This window comes from Pseudomonas sp. Sample_23 (genome assembly GCF_004307595.1).
In the GTDB taxonomy this organism is placed as follows: domain Bacteria; phylum Pseudomonadota; class Gammaproteobacteria; order Pseudomonadales; family Pseudomonadaceae; genus Aquipseudomonas; species Aquipseudomonas atacamensis.
This window is the reverse complement of record NZ_RCNX01000005.1, coordinates 55,048-72,847: the sequence shown is the minus strand read 5'-3', so window position 1 is coordinate 72,847 and position 17,800 is coordinate 55,048. Positions and strand designations below refer to the sequence as shown.

At 62.0% G+C, this 17,800-nt stretch carries 18 protein-coding genes and 1 other RNA gene; 12 read left to right on the top strand and 7 right to left on the bottom strand.

Going from position 1 to position 17,800, the window contains the following annotated elements; all coding sequences use genetic code 11:
• The first annotated feature begins 13 nt into the window (after positions 1 to 13).
• Positions 14 to 169, top strand: coding sequence for a hypothetical protein (locus D8U82_RS27990; protein WP_007911192.1), 156 nt, complete (start codon positions 14 to 16; stop codon positions 167 to 169).
• 35 nt (positions 170 to 204) lie between these two features.
• Here the strand turns inward: D8U82_RS27990 and D8U82_RS01140 are convergent, their stop codons facing one another.
• The 4 genes from D8U82_RS01140 to D8U82_RS01125 all read right to left on the bottom strand — a co-directional run bounded on the left by D8U82_RS01140 (position 205) and on the right by D8U82_RS01125 (position 1,623).
• Positions 205 to 810 (bottom strand): 5-formyltetrahydrofolate cyclo-ligase, encoded by a 606-nt coding sequence (locus tag D8U82_RS01140; RefSeq protein ID WP_125925392.1) that lies wholly within the window; start codon positions 808 to 810, stop codon positions 205 to 207.
• A gap of 80 nt (positions 811 to 890) precedes the next feature.
• Positions 891 to 1,069, bottom strand: a non-coding RNA gene (gene ssrS / locus D8U82_RS01135) — 6S RNA.
• A gap of 30 nt (positions 1,070 to 1,099) precedes the next feature.
• Complete coding sequence (locus D8U82_RS01130) at positions 1,100 to 1,417, bottom strand: cell division protein ZapA (protein WP_016772632.1); 318 nt, start codon at positions 1,415 to 1,417, stop codon at positions 1,100 to 1,102.
• Positions 1,414 to 1,623, bottom strand: coding sequence for a TIGR02449 family protein (locus tag D8U82_RS01125; RefSeq protein ID WP_007911197.1), 210 nt, complete (start codon positions 1,621 to 1,623; stop codon positions 1,414 to 1,416). The genes D8U82_RS01130 and D8U82_RS01125 overlap by 4 nt, the downstream gene beginning before the upstream one ends.
• 125 nt (positions 1,624 to 1,748) lie before the next feature.
• On the opposite strand from D8U82_RS01125, the gene D8U82_RS01120 reads away from it, so the two are divergent.
• From D8U82_RS01120 to gcvP, 10 genes are all read left to right on the top strand, one after another.
• Positions 1,749 to 2,309 (top strand): YecA family protein, encoded by a 561-nt coding sequence (locus D8U82_RS01120; RefSeq protein ID WP_016772633.1) that lies wholly within the window; start codon positions 1,749 to 1,751, stop codon positions 2,307 to 2,309.
• 27 nt (positions 2,310 to 2,336) lie between these two features.
• The gene (pepP, locus tag D8U82_RS01115; RefSeq protein WP_130901501.1) at positions 2,337 to 3,671 is read left to right on the top strand and encodes a Xaa-Pro aminopeptidase; all 1,335 of its coding nucleotides are present in this window, start codon (positions 2,337 to 2,339) and stop codon (positions 3,669 to 3,671) included.
• The gene (ubiH, locus tag D8U82_RS01110; protein ID WP_024014739.1) at positions 3,668 to 4,855 is read left to right on the top strand and encodes a 2-octaprenyl-6-methoxyphenyl hydroxylase; all 1,188 of its coding nucleotides are present in this window, start codon (positions 3,668 to 3,670) and stop codon (positions 4,853 to 4,855) included. The genes pepP and ubiH overlap by 4 nt, the downstream gene beginning before the upstream one ends.
• Positions 4,848 to 5,333, top strand: a complete 486-nt coding sequence (locus D8U82_RS01105; protein ID WP_130901500.1) for a DUF4442 domain-containing protein — start codon at positions 4,848 to 4,850, stop codon at positions 5,331 to 5,333. The genes ubiH and D8U82_RS01105 overlap by 8 nt, the downstream gene beginning before the upstream one ends.
• Before the next feature lie 9 nt (positions 5,334 to 5,342).
• Positions 5,343 to 6,560 (top strand): 2-octaprenyl-3-methyl-6-methoxy-1,4-benzoquinol hydroxylase, encoded by a 1,218-nt coding sequence (locus D8U82_RS01100; protein ID WP_177433303.1) that lies wholly within the window; start codon positions 5,343 to 5,345, stop codon positions 6,558 to 6,560.
• 220 nt (positions 6,561 to 6,780) lie between these two features.
• Positions 6,781 to 7,785, top strand: a complete 1,005-nt coding sequence (locus D8U82_RS01095) for an extracellular solute-binding protein (protein WP_130889091.1) — start codon at positions 6,781 to 6,783, stop codon at positions 7,783 to 7,785.
• 245 nt (positions 7,786 to 8,030) lie between these two features.
• The gene (locus D8U82_RS01090; RefSeq protein ID WP_130901499.1) at positions 8,031 to 9,647 is read left to right on the top strand and encodes an iron ABC transporter permease; all 1,617 of its coding nucleotides are present in this window, start codon (positions 8,031 to 8,033) and stop codon (positions 9,645 to 9,647) included.
• 155 nt (positions 9,648 to 9,802) lie between these two features.
• Positions 9,803 to 10,885, top strand: a complete 1,083-nt coding sequence (gene gcvT, locus D8U82_RS01085; protein ID WP_071172161.1) for a glycine cleavage system aminomethyltransferase GcvT — start codon at positions 9,803 to 9,805, stop codon at positions 10,883 to 10,885.
• Between the two features lie 47 nt (positions 10,886 to 10,932).
• Entirely contained in the window at positions 10,933 to 11,316 is a 384-nt protein-coding gene (gene gcvH / locus D8U82_RS01080; RefSeq protein WP_125916753.1) for a glycine cleavage system protein GcvH, read from the top strand.
• 236 nt (positions 11,317 to 11,552) lie between these two features.
• Positions 11,553 to 14,426: an aminomethyl-transferring glycine dehydrogenase gene (gene gcvP, locus D8U82_RS01075; protein WP_130901498.1), complete on the top strand. Its 2,874-nt coding sequence runs from the start codon at positions 11,553 to 11,555 to the stop codon at positions 14,424 to 14,426.
• 186 nt (positions 14,427 to 14,612) lie between these two features.
• On the opposite strand, the gene D8U82_RS01070 is transcribed toward gcvP, so the two are convergent.
• The 3 genes from D8U82_RS01070 to D8U82_RS01060 form a co-directional block, all read right to left on the bottom strand.
• Positions 14,613 to 14,933, bottom strand: a complete 321-nt coding sequence (locus D8U82_RS01070; protein ID WP_172667868.1) for a DUF2388 domain-containing protein — start codon at positions 14,931 to 14,933, stop codon at positions 14,613 to 14,615.
• 64 nt (positions 14,934 to 14,997) lie between these two features.
• Positions 14,998 to 16,782: a GspE/PulE family protein gene (locus tag D8U82_RS01065; RefSeq protein ID WP_122506176.1), complete on the bottom strand. Its 1,785-nt coding sequence runs from the start codon at positions 16,780 to 16,782 to the stop codon at positions 14,998 to 15,000.
• Positions 16,783 to 16,874: 92 nt separating this feature from the next.
• Positions 16,875 to 17,213, bottom strand: a complete 339-nt coding sequence (locus tag D8U82_RS01060; RefSeq protein ID WP_024014731.1) for a hypothetical protein — start codon at positions 17,211 to 17,213, stop codon at positions 16,875 to 16,877.
• Between the two features lie 126 nt (positions 17,214 to 17,339).
• Between D8U82_RS01060 and D8U82_RS01055 the strand changes: the two genes are divergently transcribed.
• On the top strand, positions 17,340 to 17,800 hold a 461-nt coding region (locus D8U82_RS01055), incomplete at its 3' end, for an Lrp/AsnC family transcriptional regulator (protein ID WP_130889095.1).

The window sequence follows — 17,800 nt, the reverse complement described above, 5'->3', positions numbered from 1 at the left end:
AGGGGGGCAATCGATGAAACGCAAACCGGATTTGCTATGGACTTTGGTAATTTTGTTTGGCCTGGGCGTGGTAACCACCGGTTACGCGCAGAGCCTGTGGGCGAACAAGGCCGACGCGCCGATTGAAGTGGCGCAACAGGTGCAACAGTCGACCGCTTTCAAACGCTGAACCTGTCTCTTCGACGCCGCTGTTCCATGCGGCGTCTACTCTGCGAAATACCACGCCTTGTCGGTGACCGTGCCTTGTAACGGCACATCCCAGCTCGCCTGCGCCAGACGCTCGACTTTCTGACACTCATGGGCCAGGCCCAGCAGCGTCGGCTTGCGCCAGTTCTTGCGCCGGGCCAGATAGGCGAGGCTGCGATCATAAAACCCGCCGCCCATGCCCAAGCGTCCGCCGACATCGTCAAACCCCACCAGCGGCAACAGCACCAGATCCAGCGTCCAGACCTTGCGTTGCCGAGCCAGATTGGCCCGGGGCTCGAGGATGCGGAAACGATTGGGCGTGAGCTTTTCGCCGGGGCGGATGCGCTGGAAGACCATTTTCGTTCGTGGCCACGCGCTGAGTACCGGCAGATAAGTCGCCTTGCCGCGACGCTGGGCTTCGCGCAGGAGCAGGCGCGGATCGATTTCACCGTCGGTGGGCAAATACAGAGAGATATGTTTCGCCCGGCGAAAGTGCGGGTCTTGCGCCAATTGCCGGAACAGGCCTTTGGCAGCCCGGCGTTGTTCGCCCGGCGTCAGTGCGCGGCGCGCCTTGCGCAGCAGGCGGCGGAGTTGCGGGCGGGGCAGCAGCGCGGGTTCGGTCATGGTTCGGCTTCGGCAGGTGGATGCAAAAACGTACGCATAAAAAATCCGATGTCGGCATACACCGACATCGGATTCGAATCAGGCTCCCCGGATGAACCGCTGTCAACTCAGCCCTTGAACCCGAAAGTTCAAGGTGGAAGAAGCAGTAGACTTTAAGGCTTTCCGTCTAGCGGACATGCACACCAGCCCAACGTGCAACTTCCAGGGTAGTGCGAATCGGCTCCGGGACATCGTCAACTGGCAAGCACCCCAGGGAGTGCCGCGAGTATACCTCAAGCTGTCAGTCGAATCAGCCCTTGGCGGTGTTCTGATCGTCGGCCAGAACCAGATCGACACGATCGAGCAAGTCGCGTACCTGTTCGCGGGTCGAACCGCTGGCCTGGATATCCGGGCGCTCTTCTTTGTGCAACAGGTCGTGGGTGATGTTCAGCGCGGCCATCACGGCAATGCGATCGGCGCCGATGACTTTGCCGCTGCTGCGGATCTCGCGCATCTTGCCGTCCAGGTAGCGGGCGGCACTGACCAGATTGCTGCGTTCTTCCGGCGGGCAGATGATCGAATACTCTTTGTCGAGGATCTGCACGGTAACGCTATTGCTTGAACTCATGAGTCTTGCTCCAGGGCCTTGAGGCGCGAAATCATCGATTCGACCTTACGCCGGGCGATTTCGTTTTTTTCAATGAGGTGAGCGCGTTCCTCGCGCCAGGTTTTTTCCTGAGCTAGTAAGAGTGCGTTTTGACTCTTAAGTTGCTCGACTCGGCCAATCAGCAGTTCGAGTCTGGCCATCAGCGCTTGCAGGTCGGTGTCTTCCATTGGGTCCACGTGTTCGTCTGATGGGTGGTGACTGGCGGACAGCCTTTAATGGTCTTGGCGGGGCTGTCGATGTAGGATACAAGGCCTTCATTCTAGACATAGCGCCGTCTGGCGCCTAGCTGCCCATGACCATTGCGAATTCCCCGTACCAAGCCTTTGCCACCCTGCTGACTGCCAGCGGCCACAACGTCTCGCCTGCCGAACTGCACGGCGTGCTGCTCGGGCGCAGTTGCGCCGGGGCCGGCTTCGATCACGAAGGCTGGCTGATCGACGCCGCCGAACTGCTCGAAGGCGACATCCAGGACAACGTCCGCAACGCCCTGATCGGCCTGCAGGAGATGGTCAAAGGCGAGCTGACCGGCGACGACGTCACCGTCGTTCTGTTGCTGCCGACCGACGATGCGCCGCTGGCCGACCGCGCTGCTGCACTGGGCGAGTGGTGCCAGGGCTTCCTCAGCGGTTTCGGCCTGAACTGCCGCGACAGCAGCATGCTCAGCACTGAAGCCACCGAAGTGCTGCAGGATCTGGCAGCCATTTCCCAGGTGCAGGACGCGCTGGAAGAATCCGAAGACGGCGAATCCGACTACATGGAAGTCATGGAATACCTGCGCGTCGCGCCGTTGCTGCTGTTCTCGGAAACCAAAAAAGCCGATGTGCCGCCAGCCGCCAAGCCGTCGCTGCATTAATCGCGTGCCAGGGAAAGCCATCTGCCCATGACCCACATCCCCAAAGCGGAATACAGCCGTCGCCGCAAGGCCCTGATGGCGCAGATGGAACCCAACAGCATCGCGATCCTGCCCGCCGCCGCGGTGGCCATCCGCAACCGCGACGTCGAGCATGTTTACCGTCAGGACAGCGACTTCCAGTACCTCAGCGGTTTTCCCGAGCCACAAGCCGTCATCGTTCTGATGCCCGGTCGCGAGCACGGCGAGTACATCCTGTTCTGTCGTGAACGCAACGCCGAACGCGAATTGTGGGATGGCCTGCGCGCAGGGCAGGAAGGCGCGATCCGCGAGTACGGCGCCGACGATGCTTTTCCGATTACCGACATTGACGACATCCTCCCAGGCCTGATCGAAGGCCGCGACCGGGTGTATTCGGCGATGGGCAGCAATCCCGAATTCGATCGGCACCTGATGGACTGGATCAACGTGATCCGCTCCAAGGCGCACCTCGGCGCGCAGCCGCCGAATGAATTCGTTGCCCTGGATCATCTGCTGCACGACATGCGCCTGTATAAATCGGCGGCAGAAGTGAAGGTGATGCGCGAAGCCGCGCGGATTTCGGCGCAGGCGCATATCCGCGCGATGCAGGCCAGTCGTCCGGGGCTGTATGAATACAGCCTCGAAGCCGAACTGGATTACGAATTCCGCAAGGGCGGGGCGAAGATGCCGGCCTACGGTTCGATCGTCGCCGCCGGGCGCAACAGCTGCATCCTGCATTACCAGCAGAATGACGCGCTGCTCAGGGACGGCGATCTGGTGTTGATTGACGCCGGTTGCGAGATCGACTGTTACGCCAGCGACATCACCCGCACGTGGCCGGTCAACGGCAAGTTTTCGCCGGAGCAGAAGGCGATCTACGAGTTGGTGCTGGCTTCGCAGGAAGCGGCGTTCGCCGAGATCGCCCCCAACAAGCACTGGAACCAGGCGCACGAAGCCACGGTGCGGGTGATCACCGCAGGTCTGGTCAAGCTTGGCTTGTTGCAGGGCGAGGTTGACGAGTTGATCGCAAGCGAAGCCTACAAGGCTTTTTATATGCACCGCGCCGGCCACTGGCTGGGCATGGATGTGCATGACGTTGGCGAGTACAAGGTCGGCGGCGAATGGCGTGTGCTGGAGGTCGGCATGGCGCTGACCGTGGAGCCTGGCATCTACATCGCGGCGGACAATCAGAACGTGGCGAAGAAATGGCGCGGTATTGGCGTGCGTATCGAGGATGACGTGGTCGTGACCCGATCCGGTTGTGAAATCCTCACCAGCGGCGTGCCAAAAACCGTCGCCGAGATCGAAGCGCTGATGGCCCAAGCAAGGACACACGCAGCATGAGTCGAGTCAATCTGGCAATCATCGGTGGCGGTCTGGTCGGCGCCAGTCTGGCGTTGGCGTTGCAGGCCGGGGCCAAGGCGCAGGGCTGGAAAATCGTCCTGATCGAACCGTTCGCCCCCGGCGACAGCTGGCAGCCGAGCTACGACGCCCGCTCCTCGGCGTTGTCGTTCGGCTCGCGGCAGATTTATCAGCGCCTGGGCGTGTGGCAGGAAATATCCCGCCGCGCCGAGCCGATCAAACAGATTCATGTCTCCGACCGTGGCCGTTTCTCCACCGCGCGCTTGTCGGCGATGGAAGAGGGTGTGCCAGCGCTCGGTTACGTGGTGGAAAACGCCTGGCTCGGCCAGTGCCTGTGGCAGCACCTCGACAAAGACGTGATCACGTGGCGCTGCCCGGCGGAAGTCACGCGCATGGAACCGTTGGCCGATGGCTACCGCCTGACCCTCAACGACGAAACCACACTGGAATGCGATCTCGCGGTACTCGCCGATGGCGGCCGCTCCGGGTTGCGCGAACAGTTGGGCATCAACGTGCGCAAGCGCCCGTACAACCAGAGCGCACTGATCGCCAACATCACCCCGAGTGAAGCGCACAACGGCATGGCCTTCGAGCGCTTTACCGACGAAGGCCCAATGGCCCTGCTGCCGCTGCCGGACAATCGCTGCGCGCTGGTCTGGACCCGTCTGGGCATGGACGCGCAGCGTCTGACTGAATTGAGCGAGCGTGATTTTCTCAGCGAGCTGCAAGGCGTGTTCGGTTACCGCCTCGGCACCCTGAAGCAGGTCGGCGCACGGCATCTTTATCCCCTGTCACTGATCGAAGCTGAAGAACAGGTGCGCTCGCATCTGGCCGTGCTCGGCAACGCCGCGCACAGCCTGCACCCGATCGCCGGCCAGGGCTTCAACCTGTCGCTGCGTGACGCCGACGCCTTGGCTGCCGCGCTGCTCGCCAGCGACAAGCCGCTGGGCGACTTCTCCACGTTGCAGGCCTATCGCGAGCGGCAGCGCCTTGATCAGGACCTGACGGTGGGCTTCTCCGATCAGGTCACGCGCCTGTTCGGCAGCACCCAGCCGCTGGTGTCGCTGGGGCGCAATCTCGGCCTGCTCGGCCTCGACCTGCTGCCGCCAGCCAAACGCTGGTTCGCCCGGCAGGCGATGGGCCTGGGAACCCGTCCGGATGCTTGAGTGGCTGAGCAACAAATTCGGCAAGGCACGATTGATGCGCTGGGTAATGACCTTCTACCCGGCGTATCTCGGTGCCGGAGTGCGCGTTCGGCACATCAGTGACGACTTTCGCGACGTCCAGGTGTCCATGGGGTTGGGCTGGTACAACCGCAACTACGTCGGCACCCAGTTTGGCGGCAGTCTGTATTCGATGGTCGACCCGTTCTTCATGTTGATGCTCATGGAAAACCTCGGTCCGAAGTACATCGTCTGGGACAAGGCCGCCGACATCGATTTCATTGCGCCGGGCAAAGGCCCGGTGTTCGCCCGGTTCAACATCGACCAGACCCTGCTCGACGAGATCCGCCGGCAGACCGCCAACGGCGATAAATACCTGCCGCAGTTGCAGGTCGACATTCATGACGGCGCCGGCAACCTCGTGGCGCGGGTCGGTAAAACCCTTTACGTGCGGCTCAAGCCGCAAGCGAGACAGGCCTAAAGCATGGAAATGCGCGCAGATCTGCTGATTGTCGGAGCCGGAATGGTCGGCAGCGCCCTGGCGCTGGCGCTACAGGACAGTGGGCTGGAAGTGCTGTTGCTCGACGGCAGCCCGTTGAGCGTGAAGCCGTTCGATGCCGAGGCGGCGTTCGAACCGCGCGTCAGCGCATTGTCGGCGGCGAGCCAGCGCATTCTCGAGCGCCTTGGCGTCTGGGACGGCATCGCCCAGCGGCGCAGCAGCCCGTACACCGACATGCACGTCTGGGACGGCAGCGGCACCGGGCAGATTCATTTCTCGGCGAGCAGCGTACATGCCGATGTGCTCGGCCACATCGTCGAAAACCGCGTGGTCCAGGATGCGCTGCTCGAGCGTTTGCATGATTGCGACCTGGGCATGCTGGCCAATGCGCGGCTGGAGCAGATGCGTCGCTCCGGCGACGACTGGCTGCTGACCCTGGCCGATGGCCGCACCTTGCGCGCGCCGCTGGTGATCGCGGCGGACGGCGCCAATTCAGCGGTGCGCCGTCTGACCGGCGTGGCGACCCGCGAGTGGGATTATCTGCATCACGCCATCGTCACCAGCGTGCGCTGCAGCCAGCCGCACCGCAAAACCGCCTGGCAGCGCTTTACCGATCACGGGCCGCTGGCGTTTTTGCCACTGGAGCGTGACGGTCAGCAGGACTGGTGCTCGATCGTCTGGTCGACCACACCGGCTGAAGCCGAGCGCTTGATGGCGCTGGAAGAGACTGCGTTTTGCGCTGAGCTGGAGCGAGCCTTCGAGGGACGCCTCGGTGAAGTCATCAGCGCCGACCCGCGTCTGTGCGTGCCGTTGCGTCAGCGTCACGCCAAGCGCTACGTCGCTGAGGGCCTGGTCTTGATCGGTGATGCGGCGCACACCATTCACCCCTTGGCCGGGCAGGGTGTGAACCTTGGTTTCCTCGATGCAGCGGTGCTGGCGGAAGTGTTGCTGCAAGCGCATGAGCGCGGTGAGCGACTGGCAGACGTGAAGGTGCTGAGCCGCTACGAGCGTCGGCGTATGCCGCACAATCTGGCGCTGATGGCGGCGATGGAAGGCTTCGAGCGGTTGTTCCAGGCCGACCCGCTGCCGCTGCGCTGGTTGCGCAATGCCGGGTTGAAGCTGGTCGAGCAGATGCCCGAGGCGAAGGCGTTGTTTGTGCGCGAGGCGCTGGGGTTGACCGGGGATCTTCCAGCTCTGGCAAAGCCCTGACCTCCTCATTGAGGCTGATGGCCCCTTCGCGAGCAGGCTCGCTCCCACAGTTGAGATGCATTCCAATGTGGGAGCGAACCTGCTCGCGAAAGCGTCCGCCCACTTACCGCAGTTTTGAGTCGTGCAACATCTGGTAACGCCTTCCCCCAGTGTTCGATTGTGGTGGTAAATGTGAGTCCTTATCATTTGGCCCACATTTCCCGACCGTGAGACCACTCCCATGTTGGCATCCAAGCGTCTTCTGACCGCACTGGCCTTGACCCTGATCGGCAGCACCACTGCCCAGGCCGCCGATGAGGTGGTGGTTTACTCGTCGCGTATCGATGAGCTGATCAAACCGGTATTCGATGCCTACACCGCCAAGACCGGGGTGAAGATCAAGTTCATCACCGACAAGGAAGCGCCGCTGATGCAGCGCATCAAGGCCGAAGGTGAAAACGCCACCGCCGATCTGCTGCTCACCGTCGATGCCGGCAACCTGTGGCAGGCCGAGCAGATGGGCATCCTCCAGCCGTTCACTTCGAAAACCATCGACACCAATATTCCCGCGCAATATCGCTCGTCCACCCACGCCTGGACCGGCCTGAGCCTGCGCGCGCGGACCATCGCCTATTCCACCGAGCGGGTGAAGCCGGGCGAACTGACCACCTATGAAGCGCTGGCCGACAAGAATTGGGAAGGCCGCCTGTGCCTGCGCACGGCGAAGAAGGTCTACAACCAGTCGCTGACCGCGACCATGATCGAAGTTCACGGCGCCGAGAAGACCGAGAAAATCCTCAAGGGCTGGGTCAACAACCTGTCCACTGACGTGTTCTCCGATGACGTTGCGGTGCTGGAAGCGATCAACGCCGGGCAGTGTGACGTTGGCATCGTCAACACCTACTACTACGGTCGCCTGCACAAGCAGAAGCCTGAACTGCCGGTGAAACTGTTCTGGCCGAACCAGGCTGATCGCGGTGTGCATGTGAACCTGTCGGGCATCGGCCTGACCAAGCATGCACCGCACCCGGAAGCGGCCAAGGCTTTGGTCGAATGGATGACCACGCCTGAGGCACAGAAGATTTTTGCCGACGTGAACCAGGAATTCCCGGCCAACCCGGCGGTGGCACCCTCGGAAGAAGTGGCGGCGTGGGGCAAGTTTGTTGCCGATACCTTGCCGGTAGAAGTGGCGGGCAAACGTCAGGCCGAGGCGATCCGGATGATGGATCGGGCGGGGTGGAACTGAGGCGTTTCGTGTAACTGTTGATCTTTCAAGATCGCTCCCTCACCCCAGCCCTCTCCCGGAGGGAGAGGGAGCCAACTTGTGTTGCTTTCGAAACTTGAGTTCGACTCAATATCTCAGGTCGATGTAGTTTGCATGAGCACCTCGGTCAGTTCCCTCTCCCTCCGGGAGAGGGCTAGGGTGAGGGCAGCAATCCCAACCTGAAATACGCAATCCAAGAACACCCCAATCCCTCCAGAGACCCAAAAGTGGCCCACCCCGCCCAACGCCGCTGGTACCCCATCGTCTTCGCCATCGCCGCGCTGGTGTTGTTGCCGCTGAGCGTGCTGTTGTTGTCGTGGCAGACCATCGATCAGCAGATCTGGTCGCACCTGTGGCAAACCCAGATGCCGCGTCTGCTCGGCAATACCCTGACGCTGATCCTCGGCGTCGGGGTCGGCGTGACCCTGCTGGGTGTCAGCCTCGCCTGGCTGACCAGTCTCTGTGAATTCCCCGGTCGGCGCTGGCTCGACTGGGCGCTGATGCTACCCTTCGCCATCCCTGCGTATGTACTGGCGTTCGTCTTCGTCGGCCTGCTCGATTTCGCCGGCCCCGTGCAAACCCTGCTGCGCGAATGGTTCGGCAGCGGTCTGCGCCTGCCACGGGTGCGTTCCACCGGCGGGGTGATCGTGGTGCTGGTGTTGGTCTTTTATCCCTACGTTTATCTGCTGGCGCGCACCGCGTTTCTGGCTCAGGGCAAAGGCCTGATGGAAGCGGCGCGGGTGCTCGGGCAATCGCCGTGGCAGGCGTTCTGGCGGGTCGCGTTGCCGATGGCGCGTCCGGCGATCGGCGCGGGCGTGGCGCTGGCGCTGATGGAAACCCTGGCCGATTTTGGCGCGGTGTCGGTGTTCAACTTCGACACCTTCACCACGGCAATCTACAAGACCTGGTACGGCTTCTTCAGCCTGCCCAGCGCCGCACAACTGGCCAGTCTGTTGCTGCTGGTGGTGATGCTGGTGCTGTACGGCGAGCGCCGTGCGCGCGGGGCGAATCGGGCCAGCAATGAGCGGCCACGGGTGAAAGCGCTGTATCACCTGCGCGGGCTCAAGGCGTTGGCGGCGACAGGCTGGTGTGCATTGGTATTCGCCTGCGCCTTCGTTATCCCGGTGCTGCAACTAATCGTCTGGTTCTGGCAGCGTGGGCGCTTCGATCTGGATGAACGCTACGCCGGGCTGATCCTGCACACGCTGTATCTGGGGGCGATGGCCGCGCTGATCACCGTCAGCGTTGCGCTGTTGCTGGCGTTTGCCCGGCGTCTGGCGCCGACCCCAGCCATCAACTCCGGGGTCGGTCTGGCCAATCTCGGCTACGCCTTGCCCGGTTCGGTGCTGGCGGTGTCGATCATGCTCGCCTTCAGTTATCTGGATCGTGAACTGGTGATTCCGCTTTCCGCCTGGCTCGGTGGTGCCGGCAAACCGTTGCTGCTCGGCAGCCTCGCGGCGTTGCTGATGGCTTATCTGGTGCGCTTCATTGCCGTCGCCTACGGGCCGCTGGAAAGCAGTCTGGCGCGTATACGGCCATCTTTGCCTGAAGCGGCACGTAGCCTGGGTGTCAGTGGGCCGCGACTGTTTTTCAAAGTGTATCTGCCGCTGTTGCTGCCCGGCACCTTGAGCGCGGCGTTGCTGGTGTTCGTCGATGTGCTCAAGGAAATGCCCGCGACCCTGCTGATGCGCCCGTTTGGCTGGGACACGCTGGCGGTGCGCATCTTCGAAATGACCAGTGAAGGCGAATGGGCGCGCGCCTCATTGCCGGCATTGACGCTGGTGCTGGTCGGGTTGTTGCCGGTGATCGGATTGATTCGACGTTCGGCGCACCGAAACACTTAGTCGTCAGTCCTACATCATGCGGCTACAATGCGCGGCATTCGGTGCGGTTCGTCTGACAGATCCGTGCGCTGGAATCGGCTGAAAGCCTTATTCATCAAGGCTTTCCGCCGTATAGCGGCGGTCCGCACCCTCGCCACGCCCGGAAGGAGAAACCCATGGGACAGCGTACGCCTCTGTATGACCTGCACCTCGCGCTCGGCGCGAAGATGGTCGATTTTGGCGGTTGGGACATGCCACTGCATTACGGCTCGCAGGTCGAGGAGCACCACGAAGTGCGCCGCGATTGCGGGGTGTTCGATGTTTCCCATATGACCGTGATCGATGTCACCGGCGCCCAGGCCAAGGCCTGGCTCCAGCATTTGCTGGCCAACGACGTCGAACGTCTGCACCGCCCCGGCCGGGCGTTGTACAGCACCATGCTCAATGAGCGCGGCGGCATCGTCGACGACATGATCGTCTATCGCCTCGACGACGCGTACCGGCTGGTGTTCAACGCCTCGACCCGCGATCAGGATCTGGCCTGGATGAACGCCCAGCTCGGCGCCTACGACGTGCAACTGCACGAGCGCGCCGAGCTGGCGATGCTCGCCATCCAGGGCCCGCAGGCCCGGCACAAGATTGCCGAACTGGTCACCCAGTCCCGTGCCACGCTGATCCAGCAACTCAAACCTTTCGAAGGCGCCATCGACGGCGACTGGTTCATCGCGCGTACCGGTTACACCGGCGAGGATGGCCTGGAAATCTGCCTGCCCGCGAATCAGGCGCCGGGTTTCTTCAACGACCTCGTCGGCGCCGGCATTTCGCCGATTGGCCTCGGTGCCCGTGACACCTTGCGGGTCGAGGCTGGGATGAACCTGTACGGTCAGGACATTCATCAGGACGTTTCACCGCTGGCCTCGAACATGGCCTGGAGCATCGCCTGGGAGCCGGCCTCGCGGCAGTTCATCGGCCGCGCGGCGCTGGAGGCGGAAAAAGCCGCCGGTGTGGCGCACAAACTGGTCGGTCTGGTACTGGAAGAACGCGGGGTTTTGCGTGCTCACCAGGTGGTTCGCATCGCCGATGTTGGCGAAGGGGAGATCACCAGTGGTAGTTTCTCTCCTACGCTGAGCAAATCGATTGCCCTGGCGCGTGTTCCGATGGCAACCGCCGACCGCGCCGAAGTGGAAATCCGTGGCAAGTGGTATCCGGTGCGAGTGGTCAAACCGACCTTCGTGCGCCATGGCAAAACCTTGATCTAACCTTTTCTGGCGGGCATGACCGCTGACCAATTTCCGAGGAACCGAAGATGAGCGATATCCCTGCCGAACTGCGATTTGCCGAAAGTCATGAATGGGCGCGTTTGGAAGCCGACGGCACCGTCACTGTGGGCATCAGCGATCACGCGCAGGAAGCGCTGGGCGACGTGGTGTTCGTCGAGCTGACCGAAGTCGGCAAGGTGTTCGCCGCCGGTGATCAATCCGGCGTGGTCGAGTCGGTGAAAGCCGCCTCCGACATCTACGCCCCGGTCAGCGGTGAGGTCATCGCGATCAACGAAGACCTGAGCGGCTCGCCCGAACTGCTGAACTCCGACCCGTACGGCGCGTGGATCTTCAAGCTCAAGCCAAGCGACAAGGCCGAGCTGGACAAGCTGCTGGATGCGGCGGCTTACAAGGCTGCCATCGGCGAGTAACTTGCCGGCGCGCCCCAAAGCCCCGATTCGTCGGGGCTTTTTTATGGGCGACGAATATCCCTTTGTGGGAGTGAGCCTGCTCGCGAAAGCGCCATATCAGTCAATGCCAAGGTTTCTGAAACACCGCTTTCGCGAGCAGGCTCGCTCCCACAGGGGCGGCGTGATCTTGAAAATTCGCCTGCTATGCTGGTTTGACCGTGTCGATTGACGCCAAGCGCCAGCCAGGAGAGCCCGTCATGTCCCAGTCGCCGTCCCTGAGCCAGTTACGCGATCCCGAAGCCTTTCTGCGCCGCCACCTCGGCCCGGATGCCGCCGAGCAGCAGGCGATGCTCGACAGCCTCGGCCTGGGCAGTCGCGCCGAGCTGATCGAGCAGACCGTGCCGCCGGGCATTCGCTTCAATCGCGCACTGGATCTGCCGCCGGCACTCGACGAACAGACTGCGCTGGCGAAACTGCGCGGTTATGCCGAGCAGAATCAGCTGTTCACCAGCCTGATCGGCATGGGCTATCACGGCACTGTCACGCCGACCGTCATCTTGCGCAACGTGCTGGAAAATCCCGGTTGGTACACCGCGTACACCCCATATCAACCAGAGATCGCCCAAGGCCGGCTCGAAGCCCTGCTGAATTTTCAGCAACTGACGATCGACCTCACCGGCCTGGAACTGGCCAACGCCTCGCTGCTCGATGAGGCTACCGCAGCGGCCGAAGCCATGGCTTTGGCCAAGCGCGTGGCGAAGTCGAAGAGCAATCTGTTTTTTGTGGATGAAAATTGCCATCCGCAAACTCTCTCCGTGGTACAGACCCGCGCCGAAGGTTTCGGCTTCGAGCTGATCGTCGACGCGGTGGATAACCTGGCGCAGCACGAGGTGTTCGGCGCGCTGCTGCAATACCCCGACACCCACGGCGAAATCCGCGATCTCAAACCCTTGATCAACCACCTGCACGCACAACAGGCCCTGGCCTGCGTCGCCACCGATTTGCTCAGCCTGCTGGTGCTGACGCCGCCGGGTGAGTTGGGTGCCGATGTGGTGTTCGGTTCGTCCCAGCGTTTCGGTGTGCCGATGGGTTATGGCGGCCCGCACGCGGCGTTCTTCGCCAGCCGCGAGGAATACAAACGGGCGATTCCGGGGCGGATCATCGGTGTGTCGAAAGATGCTCGCGGCAACGTCGCGCTGCGCATGGCCCTGCAAACCCGCGAGCAACACATCCGCCGCGAGAAAGCCAATTCGAACATCTGCACCGCGCAGGTGCTGCTGGCCAATATCGCCAGTTGCTACGCGGTGTATCACGGCCCGGAGGGTTTGAAGCGTATCGCCCAGCGCGTGCATCGCCTGACCTGCATCCTCGCGGCGGGACTCGAGCGCAACGGCATCAAACGGCTCAACAGGCAGTTCTTCGACACGCTGACTCTGGAGGTCGGCGGTGCGCAAACGGCGATCATCGAAAGTGCTCAGGCAGCGCAGATCAACCTGCGCATTCTTGGTCGTGGCCGCGTCGGTCTGAGTCTGGACGAGACCTGTGATGAACACACCGTGGCGAAGCTGTTCGATGTGCTGCTCGGCGCCGATCACGGCCTGAGCATTGATGCGCTTGATACGCAGGACATCGCCTCGGGAATTCCCGACGAACTCCAGCGCAGTACGCCGTACCTGCAACATCCGGTGTTCAACGCTCACCACAGCGAAACCGAGATGCTGCGTTACCTCAAACAGCTCGAAAACAAGGATCTGGCGCTCAACCAATCGATGATCCCGCTGGGCTCGTGCACGATGAAACTCAACGCCACCAGCGAGATGATCCCGATCACCTGGCCGCAGTTCGCCGATCTGCACCCGTTCGTGCCGAGGGAGCAGGCTGTCGGTTACACGCTGATGATCGAGGAGCTTGAGCGTTGGCTCTGCGCGATTACCGGTTTCGATGCGATCTGCATGCAGCCCAACTCCGGCGCCCAGGGCGAATACGCCGGGCTCCTGGCGATCCGTAAGTATCACGAGAGCCGGGGGGAGGGCGCGCGGGATATCTGCCTGATTCCGTCGTCGGCCCACGGCACCAATCCAGCGTCGGCGCAGATGGCCGGGATGCGTGTGGTGATTGTGGAATGCGATGAGGCGGGCAATGTCGATCTGGATGATCTACAGCTGAAAGCCGCCGAGGCCGGGAACAAGTTGTCGTGCCTGATGGCAACCTATCCTTCGACCCATGGGGTTTACGAGGAGGGCATCAGCGAAATCTGCGCAGTGATTCACCAGCATGGCGGCCAGGTGTATATGGATGGCGCCAATCTCAACGCTCAGGTCGGCCTGGCCAGACCAGCGGACATTGGCGCCGACGTCTCGCACATGAACCTGCACAAGACCTTCTGCATTCCCCATGGCGGCGGCGGGCCGGGCATGGGCCCGATCGGGGTTCGTGCGCATCTGGCGCCGTTCGTCGCCAATCATCCGGTGGTGCCGATTGACGGGCCGCTGGCGCAGAACGGCGCAGTCAGCGCAGCGCCGTGGGGCAGTGCGAGCATTTTGCCGATCAGTTGGATGTACATCGCCATGATGGGCCCGCAACTGGCGGACGCCAGCGAGGTGGCGATTCTGGCGGCGAATTATCTGGCGCAGCATTTATCCGGCGCGTTCCCGGTGCTCTACACCGGGCGCAATGGTCGTGTGGCGCATGAATGCATTCTTGATCTGCGCCCACTGAAGGCGCAGACCGGCATCAGCGAGGAAGACGTCGCCAAGCGGCTGATGGATTACGGCTTCCACGCGCCGACCATGTCCTTCCCGGTGCCCGGTACTTTGATGGTCGAGCCGACCGAGAGCGAATCCAAGGCTGAGCTCGACCGCTTCATCGCGGCGATGCTGAGCATTCGCGCCGAGATCAATGAAGTGCAGAAGGGCAACTGGCCGGGCGAAGACAACCCGCTCAAACGCGCGCCGCATACCTTGGCCGATGTCACTGGGATCTGGGAACGGCCTTACAGCATCGAACAGGCCATCACCCCGGATGCGCACACACGCTTGCACAAATATTGGCCGGCGGTGAATCGGGTGGATAACGTCTACGGCGATCGCAATCTGTATTGCGCCTGTGTCCCGGTGGAGGATTACCGCTGATCTCTAAATCCACCACCGTCCCTGTGGGAGCGAGCCTGCTCGCGAAAGCAATCGTCCAGCCAGCATTTTCGGTGACTGGCTCACCGCTTTCGCGAGCAGGCTCGCTCCCACAAGGCATGGTGGTGAGGCGGTAATCCGGGCAAAAAAATGCCGCTCGATCGAGCGGCATTTTTGAGGGTGCGAGGCTTACTCGGAAGCCACGGCGTTCTTCGCCAGAATCGCGTTCGCCAGTTCCATGTCCGAAGCCTGCAGGCCAGGGTTGTCGGCGCGGACTTTCTGCATCGCTGCTTCCAGGTACGGGCCACGGATGCCGCCGTCGCTGGCGACGAAGCTGCCGGCGTCGTCCTGGGCGGCGACGATCAGCTTGTGATCCTTGAACGTCAGGTAGGTCGAACCGGTGGTGGCGCCGGAGGAGATGACGTTACGCCAAAAGCTGTCCGCCATGGCCGAACCAACGGGAAGCGACAGCAGGGCCAAGGTGGCGACAGCGAGTTTGAGACGCATGATGAGGTGACTCCTGGGATTGACTACGGCGTTGGATAGCCGATCCCCGATCCAGTTCCGTGCTGAATTATTTCAACTCACTTTGCGGTGTCACCCGCAGCACTTCCTCCACCGTGGTCAGCCCCGCCGCAACTTTCTGCGCGCCGGACAGGCGCAGGCTGCGCATGCCTTCCTTGAAGGCCTGACGCCTGATCGCGGTGAGGTCGGTGTCCGGGGTGATCAGCGCTTTGAGGCTGTCGCTCAGTTGCATGATTTCGTAGACCCCGGCGCGGCCGCGATAGCCGGTGTCGCGGCATTCCAGGCAACCGATCGCCCGTTGCGCATTGCTCGGCAGCGGCGCTTGCCAGGGCCGGGTCAGGGTTTGCCAGTCTTCATCTTCGAGCGTCAGCGGCGCCTTGCAGTGCGGGCACAACGTGCGCACCAGACGCTGAGCCATAACGCCGAGCACGGTGGCTTTGATCAGGTAATGCGGCACGCCCAGTTCGAGCAAACGGCTGATCGCGCTTGGCGCGTCGTTGGTGTGCAGGGTGGACAGGACCAAGTGCCCTGTGAGCGCGGCCTGAATCGCCATTTCCGCAGTTTCCAGATCGCGGATCTCGCCGATCATGATGATGTCCGGGTCCTGCCGCATCAGCGCGCGCACTCCGGCGGCGAAGGTCAGTTCGATGTTGTGCTGCACCTGCATCTGGTTGAAGGCCGGCTCGACCATTTCGATCGGGTCTTCGATGGTGCAGAGGTTAACCTCCGGCGTCGCCAGTTTTTTCAGCGTGGTGTACAGGGTGGTGGTCTTGCCCGAGCCGGTCGGCCCTGTGACCAGAATGATGCCGTTGGGCTGGCGGGTCATGTCCTGCCAGCGCCGCAGGTCGTCGGCGCTGAAACCCAACTGGTCGAAATTCTTCAGCAGCACTTCCGGGTCGAAAATCCGCATGACCATTTTTTCGCCGAACGCTGTCGGCAAAGTCGACAGCCGCAACTCCACTTCGCCGCCGTCCGGGGTCTTGGTCTTGACCCGGCCATCCTGGGGTTTGCGCTTTTCCGCGACGTTCATGCGGCCAAGACTTTTCAGGCGGCTGACGATCGCCATGGTCACCTGCGGCGGGAATTGATAGACGTTGTGCAGCACGCCGTCGATGCGAAAGCGCACGGTGCCGTGCTCGCGGCGCGGTTCGATGTGGATATCGCTAGCGCGCTGCTGGAAGGCGTACTGGAACAGCCAGTCGACGATGTTGACGATGTGCGCGTCGTTGGCGTCCGGCTCCTGATCGCTGGCGCCGAGGTTGAGCAGTTGTTCGAAGTTGCCGAGATTGCCGCTTTGGGCGTCGGCATTGCTGGCACCGCTGACCGATTTGGCCAGCCGGAAAAACTCGACGCTAAAGCGCTGGATGTCGACCGGGTTGGCCACGACACGTTTGATCGGCAGCTTCAATACGTGGGTCAGGTCGGCTTCCCAACCGCTGACGTAGGGCTGAGCGCTGGCCACGGTGACCGAGTCGCGGTCCACGGCGACGGCGAGAATCTTGTGCCGTTGCGCGAAGGCGTAAGACATCAGCGGTGTGATCGCCGCGACGTTGATTTTCAACGGATCGATGCGCAAATACGGCTGACCGGCCTGTTGCGCCAGCCACAGGGTCAGGCTTTCCAGATCCAGATGTTTGCCCGGACGGCTGAGGTCGTCGAGTTGCTGGCTGGCGATGAATTCCAGCGGATGCATCTGCCCGTGAGCAGCATGGCGACGGCGGGCATTGAGCGCCTGTTCCGCCGCGTCCTGGCAGATGAAGCCTTGGGCGACCAGTTCCCGTAATACATCGTTGAGGTCCAGCCAGCGGTCCTGAGTGACAAATTGAACGGACATGCGGCTTTCCTTTTTAAGCGTCATGCGCAAAAGGATAGTCGTGGCCCCGCTGACCGTTGGGCCACTACCCGACGAAGCCGTTGCCGAATTTGTCAGCCGGCAGCCTGTGCGGGCGCCTGCCACGCCGTGTCGGCGTTGTGCAGGTCCACCGCGCAGACGCTGATCAGGTTACGCAGTTTCTCCGCGATCACTTGCGCGCGATGCCAGCTCAGGCCGCTCATGAGCAGATCGATCGACAGCAGATCGTCCTGGCGCTGGACCTTGACCTGCTCCGGCGTCAGAAATTGCAAGGCGAACAGATTCAACACGCGCACCAGCAGATCCGGCTCGGCCTCGGCGAGGATTTGGTATTGCGCCAGGCAGTGGGCGTTGTTGACGTTCCAGACATCAGCGCGGGCGGCGGGGCTGTTTACGGCTTCAAGGTGCGGCATGGCGAGTCTCCAAAATCACTGGAGAAATTTTTACATTCGGTGCGGGGTATTTCTTGGCTATGATCGGCGTCTGAACGGATTTATCGAAAGAGTTGATTCGTGAAAGCTGATCTTTGAGGATTTTTTATGCACAGCGAGCTGGACGCCTACGACCGCAAGATTCTCGCCTTGCTCCAGGAAGACGCTTCGCTGTCGAGCGCGCAGATCGCCGAGCAGGTGGGCCTGTCGCAATCGCCGTGCTGGCGGCGGATTCAGCGGATGAAGGAGGAGGGCATCATTCGCGGCCAGGTGACCTTGCTGGATCGCAAGAAGATCGGCCTGAACACGCAGATTTTTGCCGAGATCAAACTCAACGCTCATGGGCGTTCGAACTTCACCGAGTTCACCGAGGCGATTCGCGGCTTTCCGGAAGTGCTGGAGTGTTATGTGCTGATGGGGGCGGTGGATTTCATGCTGCGCATTGTCGCGGCGGATATCGAGGCGTACGAGCAGTTCTTTTTCGAGAAGCTGTCGCTGGTGCCGGGGATACAGGAAGTGAATTCGATCGTGGCGCTGTCGGAGATCAAGTCCACCACCAGCCTGCCGGT

Coding starts and splice junctions, on each gene's coding strand:
- D8U82_RS27990 (WP_007911192.1), top strand. CDS start 14: ATGAAACGCAAACCGGATTTGCTATGGACTTTGGTAATTTTGTTTGGC.
- D8U82_RS01140 (WP_125925392.1), bottom strand. CDS start 810: ATGACCGAACCCGCGCTGCTGCCCCGCCCGCAACTCCGCCGCCTGCTG.
- D8U82_RS01130 (WP_016772632.1), bottom strand. CDS start 1,417: ATGAGTTCAAGCAATAGCGTTACCGTGCAGATCCTCGACAAAGAGTAT.
- D8U82_RS01125 (WP_007911197.1), bottom strand. CDS start 1,623: ATGGAAGACACCGACCTGCAAGCGCTGATGGCCAGACTCGAACTGCTG.
- D8U82_RS01120 (WP_016772633.1), top strand. CDS start 1,749: ATGACCATTGCGAATTCCCCGTACCAAGCCTTTGCCACCCTGCTGACT.
- pepP (WP_130901501.1), top strand. CDS start 2,337: ATGACCCACATCCCCAAAGCGGAATACAGCCGTCGCCGCAAGGCCCTG.
- ubiH (WP_024014739.1), top strand. CDS start 3,668: ATGAGTCGAGTCAATCTGGCAATCATCGGTGGCGGTCTGGTCGGCGCC.
- D8U82_RS01105 (WP_130901500.1), top strand. CDS start 4,848: ATGCTTGAGTGGCTGAGCAACAAATTCGGCAAGGCACGATTGATGCGC.
- D8U82_RS01100 (WP_177433303.1), top strand. CDS start 5,343: ATGCGCGCAGATCTGCTGATTGTCGGAGCCGGAATGGTCGGCAGCGCC.
- D8U82_RS01095 (WP_130889091.1), top strand. CDS start 6,781: ATGTTGGCATCCAAGCGTCTTCTGACCGCACTGGCCTTGACCCTGATC.
- gcvT (WP_071172161.1), top strand. CDS start 9,803: ATGGGACAGCGTACGCCTCTGTATGACCTGCACCTCGCGCTCGGCGCG.
- gcvH (WP_125916753.1), top strand. CDS start 10,933: ATGAGCGATATCCCTGCCGAACTGCGATTTGCCGAAAGTCATGAATGG.
- gcvP (WP_130901498.1), top strand. CDS start 11,553: ATGTCCCAGTCGCCGTCCCTGAGCCAGTTACGCGATCCCGAAGCCTTT.
- D8U82_RS01065 (WP_122506176.1), bottom strand. CDS start 16,782: ATGTCCGTTCAATTTGTCACTCAGGACCGCTGGCTGGACCTCAACGAT.
- D8U82_RS01060 (WP_024014731.1), bottom strand. CDS start 17,213: ATGCCGCACCTTGAAGCCGTAAACAGCCCCGCCGCCCGCGCTGATGTC.